We start from the raw sequence: 12,773 nt of genomic DNA on the forward strand, positions 1-12,773 counted from the left end.
GTGAGAGGACTTGAGGAACAACGATGAGCGGACCGCAGGGATACGACCCGACGCAGCCGTGGCAGCCTCAGCAGCCCGGACAGCCCGAAGATCAGCCGGGCACCGGACAGGGTCCTGCAGCAGGCGCCGACCAACAGTGGCAGCCGCCGGCGTACACGCCGTCGCAGTACCCGCAGCAGACGTCGTATCCCTCTGCGCCGCAGTACCCCGGCTATCCGCAGCCGGAGCAGTACGGCCAGCCCACGCAGTACGGCCAGCCGGCCCAATACGGCCAGCCCGGTCAGTACGGCCAGCCGACCCCATACGGCCAGCCCGGCCAGTACGGCCAACCCGGTCAGTACGGCCAACCCGGCCAGTACGGGCAGTACCCCCAACAGCCGGGCCAGTTCGGTCAGCCCGGCTCCGGCAGCAAGCGCCCGACCGCGCTGGTCGGCACCGCGCTCGCCGTCACCTTGGGGATCGCCGCCCTGGTGGTGCTGGTGCTCGGGTTCTGGAAGCCCGGGTTCTTCGTGACGACCAAGCTCGACGTCGCCAAGGCGCAGGACGGTGTGCAGCAGATCCTGGCCGATCAGACCAATGGCTACGGCGCCAAGAACGTCAAGGACGTCCGCTGCAACAACGGCCAGAGTCCGGTCGTCAAGCAGGGCGACACGTTCAACTGCGAGGTCAGCATCGACGGCACCAAACGTCAGGTGACCGTCACATTCCAGGACAACTCGGGCACCTACGAGGTTGGCCGGCCCAAGTAGTCCCAACTCAGTCCGGCAGGGTGTCGAGGGCCCGCTGTAGACGAGCGATCGAGGATCCGACGCCGAGACGGTCTGCCAGTTCGGCGACGCGCGCCGGGTCCGAGGCCACCCGCGGCAGGGTGTCCGACGGTGTGGACAGCGTCACCGGGGCATCGGTGGCGACCCGCACGACCTGTCCGGCGGCAACGATGTAGTCCTGTGCCGCCTGCAGTTTGGCCCGCACACCCTTGGCCATCGACGAGCCCGGGTCGGCGGCGGCGCCCAGCACCGCCGCCAGCGAACCGTACTGGGCCAGTAGCCCGACTGCCGTCTTCTCGCCGATGCCGGGTACCCCGGGCAGCCCGTCGGACGGATCACCGCGCAGCAATGCCATCTCGGCGTAGGCGGCGCCGGCGCGCTCGGCGGGCAGGCCGTAGTGCTGCGCCACCTCCGCCGGGCCGAACAGGGTCGCCCGTGCCAGTCCGCGTCCCAGGTAGAGCACCGACACCGCAACGGGGTGGTCGGCGACCACCTGCAGCAGGTCGCGGTCGCCACTGACGACGATCACCGGATCCGTGCGTTCGGCCGCCGCCAGCGTGCCCAGCACGTCGTCGGCCTCGAAGTCGGGCGCCCCGGCGGTGGCGATACCGAACGCATCGAGCAGTTCGGCGATCATGTCCACCTGGGGGCTCAGCTCGTCGGGCACCTCCTCGACGTCGGTGTCGTCCGACACTTCTTCGGCCACCCGGTGCGCCTTGTAGGACGCCACGAGGTCCACCCGCCACTGCGGGCGCCAGTCCAGGTCCAAGCAGACCGCCAGCCGGCCGGGACGCTGCCGGGTGATCAGAGTGGCCACCGAGTCGAAGAAGCCGCGCACCGCGTTCACCGGCCGACCGTCGGGCGCGGTGATCGAGGACGGCACCCCGAAGTAGGACCGGAACCACATACTGGCACCGTCGAGCAGCAGCACAGGAGCAGGCATGGGTGCCACCCTATTTCTCGCGCGAAAGTGAACACCACGACGCCTCTCAGGCGTGTCGCGCCGCCAGATTCCCGCTCACCGACCGGATAGCCTGATGGGCGTGACTTCCCGGTTCGACAGCAGCGTTTACGCCCACCGCCTGGCCGCCGCGGCCGCGGCCACCGCGAGAGCCGGCCTGGCCGGCATGGTGATCACCCCGGGCTACGACCTGCGCTACCTGACCGGGTCACGGGCCCAGACGTTCGAGCGGCTCACCGCATTGGTGCTGCCCGCGTCCGGTGCGCCCACGATGGTGGTGCCGCGGCTGGAATTGGCGGCGCTGCGGGAATCCGCCGTGGCCGACCTGGGCGTGACAGTGCGCGACTGGGTCGACGGCCAGGACCCGTACCGCCTGGTGGGCGAGGCGCTGGGCACGTCGCCGACGGCTGCGGCAGTCACCGATTCGATGCCGGCCCTGCATCTGCTGCCACTGATCGACGTACTCGGGGCCACTCCGGTGCTGGCCACCGAGGTGTTGCGCGATCTGCGCATGATCAAGGATTCCAGCGAGATCGAGGCACTGCGTAAGGCCGGCGCGGCGATCGACCGGGTGCACGCCCGGGTGCCGGAGTTTCTAGTGCCCGGCCGCACCGAGGCCGACGTCGCCGCCGATATCGCCGAAGCGATTGTCGCCGAAGGACATTCGGAGGTGGCATTCATCATCGTCGGTTCGGGCCCGCACGGCGCCGACCCGCACCACGAGTGCTCGGAGCGCGAACTACGGCCCGGTGACGTCGTCGTGGTCGACATCGGCGGACCGGTCGAGCCCGGATACCATTCCGATTCGACCCGGACTTACAGCCTCGGAGAACCAGATCCGCAAGTGGCGCAGCGGTATTCGGTGTTGCAGCGGGCACAGCGGGCGGCGCTCGACTGCATTCGTCCCGGCATGTCGGCCCAGCAGGTCGACGCGGCGGCACGCGATGTGCTGGCCGAGGCGGGTCTGGCGGAATTCTTCGTGCACCGCACCGGGCACGGTATCGGCTTGTCGGTGCACGAGGAGCCTTACATCGTTGCCGGCAATGACGTCGCCCTTGCCGCCGGGATGGCGTTCTCGGTCGAGCCCGGCATCTATTTTCCCGGCGAGTGGGGCGCCCGGATCGAGGACATCGTGATCGTCACCGACGACGGCGCCGAATCACTGAACCACCGGCCGCACGACCTGGTCGTGGTCGCCGTTTAGCGGTTGCCGCGGTCCAGCAGATCCGCCGAACCCAGCACCCGTTCCACCTGCACTTCGATCACCACGCGTTGGGGATTGACGCGCGGCGTCCGGTAGCGCTGGGCGTAGCGCAGCTCGGCGTCACGGACCGCGGCGACCGCGTCGTTGACGCTGGCGCTGCCCTCCAGAGAGAGCCAGCGCGCCCCGTCGACCTGGCTGAGCACCGCGACTCCGGCGCGGTCGGCGTTGACCGCCTTCTGCGAGCCGCCGGTGGTGATCACCCGGGCGATGTGGGTTTTCGGATCGAAGGTGAAACCGACCGCGACGACGTGCGGCGAGTTGTCGGCGCGCAGGGTGGTCAGCATCGCCAGGTGACGTTCGGTGAGAAAGGACAGTGCGTCACTGGTGAGCCGGGTCGTCGTGTTCGCCATCACCGCTCACGCTAGCGCAGGTGATAATCGCAGCCGTGAACGACACGGTGGACGGACCGGTAGTGATTTTCGGCGGACGCAGCGAGATCGGCGCGGAACTGGCCTGCCGGCTGGCGCCCGGGGCGACCGTGGTGCTGGCCGCGCGGGGCGCCGACCGACTCGACGCTCAAATCGCCGCGGTGCGCGACGCGGGTGCCGCAGCGGTGCACACGAAAGAGTTCGACGCCGACGACGTGGCCGGCCACGGCCCGCTGGTCGCGGCCCTGATCGCCGAGCACGGTCCGATCGGCACCGCCGTGCTGGCCTTCGGGATCCTGGGGGACCAGGCCCGCGCGGAATCCGATGCCGCTCACGCGGTGGCCGTGATCCACACCGACTACCTGGCACAGGTCAGCCTGCTCACCCACCTGGCCGCGGCGATGCGTGCGGCCGGTCGGGGCCGCCTGGTGGTGTTCTCGTCGATCGCCGGGGTGCGGGTGCGCCGCGCCAACTACGTCTACGGTTCGGCCAAGGCCGGTCTGGACGGATTCGCCAGCGGACTGGCCGATGCCCTGCACGGCAGCGGCGTGCGGCTACTGATCGTTCGTCCCGGGTTCGTCATCGGGCGGATGACCGCCGGCATGAAGCCGGCCCCACCCGCCAGCACGCCGGCCCAGGTGGCAGCCGCGACCGCTCGTGCACTCGCGCGGGGCCGGCGGATGGTCGCGGTTCCCTGGATGCTGCGGCCGATGTTCGCCGTGATGCGATTGGTGCCGCAGGCCGTCTGGCGCCGGATCCCGCGCTGACCGGCGAAAATGATCGCATTCCGATTCTTGCAAGATCGCAAGAAACTAACATTAATGTAAGAAAATCCGAGGAATTCGGCATGGTAGTCTAGCCTCGGCCCGCCTAACAGGACTATGGTCTAAAACCATGGACGATCGTGATAAAGACCCGTCGGTGGTATTGCCGTATCTGATCGGTCGGCCGCTGCCCGCGACCGAAGTCTACGAGGCCTTCGGCTACCGCAAGTCCGCCTACTACAAGGCGGCGCACGAAGGCCGGCTGATCACCGCCGACAACCTGCTCCGGGTTGCCCGGCACTTCGGCTTGAACGCCGTTGATCTGTTGGTGCGCTACGGACTGATCTCTTCCGATGCGGTGGCCGCCTACATCGATTCGGCTCCGCCGAAGACGCCGCTGCCCAAGCTTGCCGACCTGCATCCCCTCCCGAGCCGGCCGGCGCTCTAGCCGCGACAGCCCAGCCCGTCCATTGGTGAAGCCTCCCCGGCGCTGCGGCGTCGGGCGAGTGGATTCGCGACTAGATTTGCCACCATGGCCCCGACCTTCGCTGAGATCGCCAAATCCGACTACCTGCTGCTGACCACCTTCACCAAGGACGGCCGCCCCAAACCCACCCCGGTGTGGGCCGCCTCCGACGGGGAGCGGCTGTTGGTCATCACCCAGGAGTCGTCCTGGAAGGTAAAGCGGATCCGCAACACCCCGCGCGTCACCCTGACGGTGTGCGATCTGCGGGGCCGCCCCAAGGGTGAGGCGATCGAGGCGGTGGCCACCGTGTTGGACAAGGCGCACAACGACGCCGTCTACGCGGCGATCGGCAAGCGGTACGGGATCATCGGCCGGGTGTTCAACGTGTTCAGCAAGCTGCGCGGCGGCATGCGCAACAACGTCGGGCTGGCGTTGGCTCCGGCCGTCGGCTGAGCCGACGACTCGGTCACATATAGTGGACTTCAATCATTGAAATTAGCATTGTTGGACTGGACCAACCCGACAAACTAGGAGCTCTCGTGGCCGCCTTCACCTCCGACCAGATCCTCGGCGACATCGTCACCGCCGACCCGTCGACAACCCGCATCCTGAGCCGGTTCGGGATCGACTTCTGCTGCCACGGCCAACGGTCGCTCAACGATGCCTGCGCCGCCGACGGCGTCAACGCCGACGAGCTGCTCGCGGCGCTCAACAGCTCCGGTGAACCCGCCCAGCGCGCCGACTGGGCCGACCTCGACGACACCTCGCTGATCGCCCACATCGTCAGCACCCATCACCGGTTCCTGTGGGACGAGTTCCCGCGGCTGGCCGAACTGGTCGACAAGGTGGCTCGGGTGCACGGGCCCAACCACGGTGAGCTGGTGCGGGTTCGGGAGCTCTTTCATCAGCTGCGCGGCGGGATGGAGCCGCACCTGCGCACCGAGGAGACCATGCTTTTTCCCGAGATCAGCCTGCACGCCGGGCGACCGGAACGGCCACTGTCCGAGGAGGTACGCACCGAACTGGCCGAAAACCAGCAGGAGCACGACAATGCCGGTCACCTGCTCGCCGAACTACGTGAGCTGACCGACGGCTACACCATCCCGGCGGACGCCTGCGCCAGCTACACCGCGATGCTGGCCGGCCTGGCCGACCTGGAGAGCGACATCCACCTGCACGTGCACAAGGAGAACAACGTGCTGTTCCCGCGGGTGCTCGCCGGGGTCGGCAGCCCGAACTGAGGTCAACCGCCGGTGTGCAGGTGTTCGCCGAAGAACGCGAACACCCGCGCCCAGGCATCGGCGGTTGCGGCGTCGTTGTAACCGAAGCCGGCGACGCGGAGCAGCGGCTGAGCCGGCAGTTTGTTGGCGAAGCTGTGCCCGGCCCCCGGATAGACCTTGATGTCGTTCGGGATGTTCTTGTGCTCGGCAACGCGGCGTAACCGGTTGGGGGCGCCGATCCCCATCGGGTCATGGCCGCCGAAGCTGGCCACGATCGGGCAGGCGCCGTCGAGAGTTTCGTCCAGATGCCGGGGCAGCGGCGTGCCATAGAACGGGGCGGACGCGCCGAATCCCTTGGGCGCCAATATCAATGAGAATTGTCCGCCCATGCAGAAGCCGGCGATCCCGACCGCCCCGGAGCACTCCGGCATGCCCATCAGATGGTCGCGGGCGGCCATGATGTCATCCAGTGCGCGTCCGCGTTGAGTAAGCAGCTCGCGGAACACCCGGGTGATGCAGCGCGCCCGCCCGCCGCGGGAATACAGGTTCGGCGACAGGGCGAGATAGCCCGCGCGGGCGATACGCTCCGAAATTGCTTCCATGTCCGCGGCGTAACCGATCGCGTCGTGAATCACCACCACCCCGGGCGACGGTCCCGGTCCGTCCGGAATGTCCAGCAGCGCGTCGATGGGGCCGTCGGGCGTGGCGAGTTCGATGGTCGTCATCGGATCAACGTATTCGCCGGTACGCCGCGAGGGAACCTCCTCGGCGGGTCAGACGTTGGGGTGGCATGGCGAGCGCTGTGTTGCGGATCTTCGTGATGTACGTCCTGGCTGAGACGGCAGCTGTTGCCGCGCTCATCTGGGCGATCGGCTTCGGTTGGACGGCGCTGCTGCTGCTGGGCGCATTCCTGGTGGGGCTGGCGCTGTCCGCGGGGCAGGTCAAACACCAGTTCACCCGGCTGCGTTCGGGTGCCGGCCAGCGCGCACTCGCCGACGGCGGGCTGGTCGCGGCGGGCACCATGCTGGTCCTGGTCCCCGGGCCGGTGACCACGCTGCTGGGATTGCTGCTCCTGGCGCCCCCGACCCGGGCCGCCGCCCGCCCACTTTTGGCCACGGCGGCCGCCACCGGGCTCGGCCGGCACACGCCGTTGGTGGCCGCCACGGTCGTCGGCCGACGCTGGTATGCCGCCCGGCGCACTCCCGGCCACCGAGCCGACTACATCGACGCCGAAGTTGTCGACGTCACCGACTCCCAGCCACCCGCCCTGTCGGTCGGCTGATCAGGCGCCACCGGCACCCCGTACTTTTTACGTCGTGACCGTCGCGCGGGGGGCTCCCACATCGCTGCTCTTGGGCGGGCGCATCCACAGCCCGAGTCATCCGGATGCCACGGCGATGGCGGTTCGCGACGGGGTGGTCGCCTGGTTGGGCAGCGACGCCGTCGGCCGTGAACAGTTCCCGCACGCCGACGTGCAGGACCTCGACGGGGCTTTGGTGACACCGGCTTTCGTGGACAGTCACGTCCATGTCACCGAGACGGGGCTGTGCCGCACCGGTCTGGATCTGCGGCCGGCCACCTCGGCGCGGCACTGCCTGCAGCTGATCGCCGATTACGCGGCAACCCATCCCGATCAGCCGATCTGGGGCCACGGCTGGGACGACTCCGGCTGGCCCGACGGTGCCGCTCCCGACACCGAGGCGATCGACGCGGTGGTGGGCCGGCGGCCGGCATACCTGTCCCGGGTGGACGTCCACTCGGCGCTGGCCTCGAGTGGGCTGCGCAAGCGGGTGCCGGAACTCCCGGTGGGGCCCGACGGCGCGGCGCTGTCCGGTGACGCCCACCACCTGGTTCGGGCAGCGGCCCGCGAGCTTCTCACCTCCGGGCAGCGTGCCGCCGCCCGCACCGCCGCGCTCGATGCCGCCGCCGCAGCCGGCATCGTCGCGGTCCACGAGTGCGCCGGTCCGGACATCGGCGGCCTCGACGACTGGCGGGAGTTGCGGGCGCTGGACCACGGTGTGGAGGTCATCGGTTACTGGGGCGAACCGGTCGCCAGCGGCGCCCGGGCGCGCGACTTGCTCGCCGACACCGGCGCCCGCGGTCTGGGTGGTGACCTTTTCGTCGATGGCGCACTGGGCTCGCACACCGCCTGGCTGCACGAGCCCTACACCGACGCGGCCGGCTGCACCGGCGTGCGCCACCTGGACGCCGACACCCTGAGCGCCCATCTGTGGGCGTGCACCGAGGCCGGGGTGACGGCCGGCTTCCACGTCATCGGGGATGCGGCGGTGTCCTCCGTTGTCACGGCCCTGGAAAAGGTCGTGGAGCACTTCGGGGTGGTGGCGGTGGCCCGCTGCGGGCACCGGCTGGAGCATTTGGAGATGGTCGGCGCCGAGCAGGCGGCCAAGCTGGGGGCCTGGGGTGTGATCGCCAGTATGCAACCCGTTTTCGACGCGTTGTGGGGCGGCGATGACGGCATGTACGCACAACGGCTGGGTGCGCAGCGCGCCGCCGGGCTGAACCCGTTCGCGCTGTTAGCATCCCAAGGCGTGCCCCTCGCGTTCGGTTCCGACAGCCCGGTGACCGCGCTCGATCCGTGGGCCACGGTGCGCGCAGCCGCCCAGCACCGTACGCCGGGCAGCGCGGTGTCGATGCGGGCGGCGTTTGCCGCGGCGACCCGGGGCGGTTGGCGGGCCGCCGGCGTCAACGACGGCATCAGCGGAACCCTGGTGCCCGGTGCGCCCGCGTCCTACGCCGTCTGGGAGGTCGCCGGGCTGGCCGTCGAGGCGCCCCGCGACACGGTCCAGCGGTGGTCGACCGATCCGCGCTCACGAGTGCCTGCGTTACCGGTGCTGGAACCCGGTGACCCGCCGCAGTGCCGGCGCACCGTGCACCGGGGTGTGGTCCTGCATGGCTGAGAGCATCGAAGTTCCGGACGCTTCCGAAAACCCCACCCCGCCAGGGGAGGCCGAGCCGAACCGGTTGGAACGCCTGGGCATCGCGGCGGCCGACCGCTGGGCTCAGCTGGCGGCATCGGTGGTCGCCGGCATGCTGCTGCGCGCCAGCTTCCCCCCGTTGAACTGGTGGTGGGCGGCGATCCTGGCCTTCGCACTGCTGGCGTGGGTGCTCATTCGTCGCGAGACCACCATCGCCGGCGGCTTCGGGTACGGCCTGCTGTGCGGTCTGACGTTCTATCTGCCGCTGCTGCCGTGGGTCGGCGGCCTGGTCGGCGCGGTGCCCTGGCTGATGCTGACGCTCATGTGTGCACTGTTTCCCGCCGTGTTCGGGTCGGCGGCGGTGCTGGTGCGCAACCTGGCGGGCTGGCCGATCTGGTTTGCATTGCTGTGGGCCGCCCTGGAATGGGCGAAGTCCGTGGTGCCGTTCGGCGGATTCCCCTGGGGCGCCGTGGGTTACGGCCAGACGGCGGGGCCACTGTTACCGCTGGTCGCTCTCGGTGGGGTTCCACTGCTCTCGACGGCCGTCGTACTGACCGGCTGCGCGGGGACCGCGCTGACGGTCGAGATCGTGCGGTGGCTGCGGGAGGAGCCGCCGCCGGCATCTGCTCCCGACGCCACCCGTCTGCCGGCGGTGCTGCTGCCCGGCCTGTGCATCTGCCTGGTGATGCTGACCGCGGTCGTGGTGTGGCCCGGGGTGCGCCGCTCCGGTTCGGGGGCGGGTGACGACCCGGCGATCACGGTGGCGGCGGTGCAGGGCAATGTGCCGCGCCTCGGATTGGACTTCAATGCCCAGCGCCGCCAGGTGTTGGACTATCACGTCCGCGAAACCCTGCGGTTGGCCGAGGATGTCGCGGCCGGGCGGGCCCCGGCGCCGCAGTTCGTGATCTGGCCGGAGAACGCCTCGGACATCGATCCGACGGTGAACGCCGATGCCGCCCGCGAGATCACCATGGCCGCCCAGGCGATCGACGCCCCGATCCTGGTGGGCACCGTGCGTGCGGCGCCCGGCTGGACCCGCGACAACCCGGTGGCGTGGAATTCGGTGCTGGTGTGGGATCCGCAGACCGGGCCGGGGGAGAGCCACGACAAGCGGATCGTCCAGCCGTTCGGCGAGTATCTGCCTTGGCGCGGGTTCTTCCGGCATCTGTCGGGCTACGCCGATCGCGCGGGATATTTCGTGCCGGGCCGCGGCGACGGGGTGGTGCATGTCGCCGGCGTCCCGGTCGGGGTGGCCACCTGCTGGGAGGTGATCTTCGACCGTGCGCCGCGGCAATCGGTGCTGGCCGGCGCGCAGCTGCTGGCGGTGCCGTCCAACAACGCCACGTTCGACGAGACGATGAGCGAACAGCAGCTGGCGTTCGCCAAGGTGCGCGCGGTCGAGCACGACCGCTACGTCGTCGTCGCCGGAACCACCGGGATCAGCGCCGTGATCGCACCGGACGGTCGCGAGCTGGCCCGCACCGGCTTCTTCGAGCCGGCCTACCTGGACAGCCACCTGCGGCTCAAGACCGCGCTGACCCCGGCAACCCGGTGGGCGCCGATCCTGCAATGGGTGCTGCTCGGCGCGGCCGTTGCCGGCCTACTGGCGGCCATGCTGCAAAATGGACACTTCATGCGCGGTCGGAGGAGTGGTTCCGCCGGCGCCGATGTCAATGGGGAGGAGCGGCGCCGATGAGTGAGCATCCCAGCCTGCACACGCTGGTGGTGGTACCCACCTACAACGAGCTGGAGAACCTGCCGATCATCCTGGACCGGCTGCAAAAGGCCCGGCCGGATGTGCACGTCCTGGTGGTCGACGACGGCAGCCCCGACGGCACCGGGCGGTTGGCCGACGAATTGGCGGCCGCCGACCCCGAACGCATCCACGTCATGCACCGGACGGCCAAGGCCGGGCTGGGGGCGGCCTACCTGGCCGGTTTCGCCTGGGGACTGGCCCGCCAGTACGCGGTGCTGGTCGAGATGGACGCCGACGGCAGTCACGCACCCGAGCAGCTGTACCGGCTGTTGGACGCGATCGACGCGGGCGCTGACCTGGCGATCGGTTCGCGCTACGTCGACGGCGGGGCGGTCCGCAACTGGCCGGTGCGCCGGCTGGTGCTGTCCAAGACCGCCAACACCTATTCGCGACTGCTGCTCGGGGTCGGGATCCACGACATCACCGCCGGTTACCGCGCCTACCGTCGCGGGGTGCTGGAGAAGATCGAACTGGACGCGGTCGACTCGAAGGGCTACTGCTTCCAGATCGACCTCACCTGGCGGGCGGTCAACAACGGCTTCAGCATCACCGAGGTGCCGATCACGTTCACCGAACGCGAGCTGGGCGTCTCCAAGATGAGCGGGTCCAACATTCGCGAAGCGATGGTCAAGGTCGCCCGCTGGGGAATCGGGGGCCGGGTCAACCGGCTCCGCGGCGGACGCGGCTAGGCCGTCCGGCGCGGTCCGCGGCGGCGACCCGCTACGCGATCACCGCGGTCAGCCGCGGCGGCGCGTCTTGATCAGGTCCAGACGCTCCTTGAGCAGCTCTTCGAGCTCTTCGAGCGAGCGGCGCTCCAGCAGCATGTCCCAGTGCGTACGCGGCGGCTTGACCTTCTTCGGTTCGGGCAGGTCACCCTCGAGCAGGGTGCCCTCCAAGCCGTTGCGGCACATCCAAGTGCCGGGGAGTTCCGCGTCGTCGGCGAACGGAACCTCGAACTCTTCGCCATTGTCGGTGCGGTACCGCGCGACACGGCGCGGCGCCAGGTCATGGTTGCGGTCGGTCTCGTAGCTCACGGCTCCCAGCCGGCTGCCCCGCAGAACACGATCAGCCATCGACCCACACTCCTTAAAACAGTCTTGTCAGATATACGTCCCACGCTTGACAACGCGAGCGGGACCTTGGCAGTTCCCGGCGCACGGGGCGCAACCTCTAATGATACCGGGATCGGCACGGCCACCGGACTAAGGTGGTTCGGCGTGCCCCGTAGTCCCCGCCCTCAACCGTGCCGATGGTGTGGCCGCGACGTGGGCGATGCCGGTATCGGGCGGCGTCGACAGTACTGTCGGCAATCCTGCCGGCAGCGCGCCTACGAGCAGCGTGCCCTGATCAGCAGCGGTAAAACGGCTGCCGTGGCGCCCGACGCCGTGGTGCTCTCCGCCGAGGAGGCGACGGCCTTGTCCGACCGGGTGTATCAGGTGCGTTGCGCGGCCGAGGACATCGCGACGGCGCTGTCCGAGGACGCTCCGCGCGATGAGCTGCGGCAACTGTGTGACACGCTGCTGCACACCGTCGAATCCGCCGACCGCTGGCGTTGAGGCGTCAGCTTGCGCAGCTGAACAGCTTGCCGGCGTCGCCCGGCGGCGGCACCGGGCGCAGGCAACCGAAGACGCCGATGTCCTCCGGACTGAACCGCACCGCCGAGCGGTGGGCGTAGTTCACGCAGAACAACCCGACTCGATCCGCGCGACAGCGGTAGTCGCCGAAAGACAGCGCGGATCCCTCGGGCAGTTCTGCGCCGTCACCGTGCACAAACCGGCCCGGATCGCCGTGAGCGGACCCGACACGCAGGGTGTTGCCGCTGTAGTCCACCCAGCCGCCCTTCCATTGGCCGTAGACGTCTTCGGGCTGCGGCGGAGCGTTCACCAGGTCGACCACACAGGCCAACACCCCATCGGCGGAACCGGAATCGGTCATGCAGTTGGTGGCGCGGTGGGGGGCGGCCGCCACGGTGAAAGCGACTTCGTCGATGAGGTCGGTGGTGACCCCGTCTCGGACCGCGCTGTGGTAACCGGTGGCATCGGCCGGACGACCGGCCTCGATCCAGGCGATGACATCGGAGATCGGGGCTCCCGAAGCCGGCGGAGTGGGAGCAACCGGCGGCTTCGACGACGAGGTCGGGGCGGCGGAGGCCGAGGATGACAGCGTGCTCGAGCTCGGCTCCGGCTCGCCGACGGTCGCGCGGGAACATCCGGCGATCAACAGCAACACGGCGATCAGCCCGGTGAGACGCATGCCGTTAGGCTAACCGGC

At 69.5% G+C, this 12,773-nt stretch carries 16 protein-coding genes; 11 read left to right on the forward strand and 5 right to left on the reverse strand.

Annotated features, from left to right (window positions below; genetic code table 11):
• Positions 1-23: 23 nt before the first annotated feature.
• Positions 24-749 carry a DUF4333 domain-containing protein gene (locus ACZYY4_RS09630; protein ID WP_463809760.1) on the forward strand — a complete coding sequence of 242 codons (726 nt, stop codon included), beginning with the start codon at positions 24-26 and terminating at the stop codon, positions 747-749.
• A gap of 7 nt (positions 750-756) precedes the next feature.
• Here the strand turns inward: ACZYY4_RS09630 and ACZYY4_RS09635 are convergent, their stop codons facing one another.
• Positions 757-1,710, reverse strand: a complete 954-nt coding sequence (locus ACZYY4_RS09635; protein ID WP_463809761.1) for a 5'-3' exonuclease — start codon at positions 1,708-1,710, stop codon at positions 757-759.
• A 94-nt stretch (positions 1,711-1,804) separates the two neighbouring features.
• On the opposite strand from ACZYY4_RS09635, the gene ACZYY4_RS09640 reads away from it, so the two are divergent.
• Complete coding sequence (locus ACZYY4_RS09640) at positions 1,805-2,932, forward strand: M24 family metallopeptidase (protein WP_463809762.1); 1,128 nt, start codon at positions 1,805-1,807, stop codon at positions 2,930-2,932.
• Here ACZYY4_RS09640 and ACZYY4_RS09645 read toward each other — a convergent pair.
• On the reverse strand, positions 2,929-3,342 hold the full coding sequence (locus ACZYY4_RS09645) for a F420-dependent biliverdin reductase (RefSeq protein ID WP_463809763.1): 414 nt from the start codon (positions 3,340-3,342) through the stop codon (positions 2,929-2,931). The two genes, ACZYY4_RS09640 and ACZYY4_RS09645, sit on opposite strands and share 4 nt — an antisense overlap.
• 35 nt (positions 3,343-3,377) lie before the next feature.
• Between ACZYY4_RS09645 and ACZYY4_RS09650 the strand changes: the two genes are divergently transcribed.
• The 4 genes from ACZYY4_RS09650 (at position 3,378) to ric (ending at position 5,831) form a co-directional block, all read left to right on the forward strand.
• Positions 3,378-4,127: an SDR family NAD(P)-dependent oxidoreductase gene (locus ACZYY4_RS09650; RefSeq protein ID WP_463809764.1), complete on the forward strand. Its 750-nt coding sequence runs from the start codon at positions 3,378-3,380 to the stop codon at positions 4,125-4,127.
• A gap of 127 nt (positions 4,128-4,254) precedes the next feature.
• Positions 4,255-4,572: a hypothetical protein gene (locus tag ACZYY4_RS09655; RefSeq protein WP_463809765.1), complete on the forward strand. Its 318-nt coding sequence runs from the start codon at positions 4,255-4,257 to the stop codon at positions 4,570-4,572.
• 84 nt (positions 4,573-4,656) lie between these two features.
• A complete protein-coding gene (locus ACZYY4_RS09660) occupies positions 4,657-5,043 on the forward strand; it encodes a PPOX class F420-dependent oxidoreductase (RefSeq protein ID WP_463809766.1) in 387 nt (128 codons plus the stop codon).
• Positions 5,044-5,129: 86 nt separating this feature from the next.
• Complete coding sequence (gene ric, locus ACZYY4_RS09665; RefSeq protein WP_463809767.1) at positions 5,130-5,831, forward strand: iron-sulfur cluster repair di-iron protein; 702 nt, start codon at positions 5,130-5,132, stop codon at positions 5,829-5,831.
• A gap of 2 nt (positions 5,832-5,833) precedes the next feature.
• Here ric and ACZYY4_RS09670 read toward each other — a convergent pair whose 3' ends face one another.
• Positions 5,834-6,535, reverse strand: a complete 702-nt coding sequence (locus ACZYY4_RS09670) for a dienelactone hydrolase family protein (RefSeq protein ID WP_463809768.1) — start codon at positions 6,533-6,535, stop codon at positions 5,834-5,836.
• Between the two features lie 65 nt (positions 6,536-6,600).
• Here ACZYY4_RS09670 and ACZYY4_RS09675 point away from each other — a divergent pair, with 65 nt between their 5' ends.
• The 4 genes from ACZYY4_RS09675 to ACZYY4_RS09690 all read left to right on the forward strand — a co-directional run bounded on the left by ACZYY4_RS09675 (position 6,601) and on the right by ACZYY4_RS09690 (position 11,191).
• Positions 6,601-7,092: an FxsA family protein gene (locus tag ACZYY4_RS09675; protein WP_463809769.1), complete on the forward strand. Its 492-nt coding sequence runs from the start codon at positions 6,601-6,603 to the stop codon at positions 7,090-7,092.
• Positions 7,093-7,207: 115 nt separating this feature from the next.
• Positions 7,208-8,728: an amidohydrolase gene (locus ACZYY4_RS09680; protein WP_463809983.1), complete on the forward strand. Its 1,521-nt coding sequence runs from the start codon at positions 7,208-7,210 to the stop codon at positions 8,726-8,728.
• The gene (gene lnt / locus ACZYY4_RS09685; RefSeq protein ID WP_463809770.1) at positions 8,721-10,442 is read left to right on the forward strand and encodes an apolipoprotein N-acyltransferase; all 1,722 of its coding nucleotides are present in this window, start codon (positions 8,721-8,723) and stop codon (positions 10,440-10,442) included. Before ACZYY4_RS09680 ends, lnt begins: the two co-directional genes overlap by 8 nt.
• Positions 10,439-11,191: a polyprenol monophosphomannose synthase gene (locus tag ACZYY4_RS09690; protein ID WP_463809771.1), complete on the forward strand. Its 753-nt coding sequence runs from the start codon at positions 10,439-10,441 to the stop codon at positions 11,189-11,191. Before lnt ends, ACZYY4_RS09690 begins: the two co-directional genes overlap by 4 nt.
• A gap of 48 nt (positions 11,192-11,239) precedes the next feature.
• Here ACZYY4_RS09690 and ACZYY4_RS09695 read toward each other — a convergent pair whose 3' ends face one another.
• Positions 11,240-11,575, reverse strand: a complete 336-nt coding sequence (locus ACZYY4_RS09695) for an RNA polymerase-binding protein RbpA (protein ID WP_463809772.1) — start codon at positions 11,573-11,575, stop codon at positions 11,240-11,242.
• Between the two features lie 144 nt (positions 11,576-11,719).
• Here ACZYY4_RS09695 and ACZYY4_RS09700 point away from each other — a divergent pair, with 144 nt between their 5' ends.
• Entirely contained in the window at positions 11,720-12,058 is a 339-nt protein-coding gene (locus ACZYY4_RS09700) for a hypothetical protein (RefSeq protein ID WP_463809773.1), read from the forward strand.
• A 4-nt stretch (positions 12,059-12,062) separates the two neighbouring features.
• On the opposite strand, the gene ACZYY4_RS09705 is transcribed toward ACZYY4_RS09700, so the two are convergent.
• Positions 12,063-12,755 (reverse strand): hypothetical protein, encoded by a 693-nt coding sequence (locus ACZYY4_RS09705; RefSeq protein ID WP_463809774.1) that lies wholly within the window; start codon positions 12,753-12,755, stop codon positions 12,063-12,065.
• Between the last annotated feature and the right edge of the window lie 18 nt (positions 12,756-12,773).

It is taken from the genome of Mycobacterium sp. IDUB_21 (genome assembly GCF_055419425.1).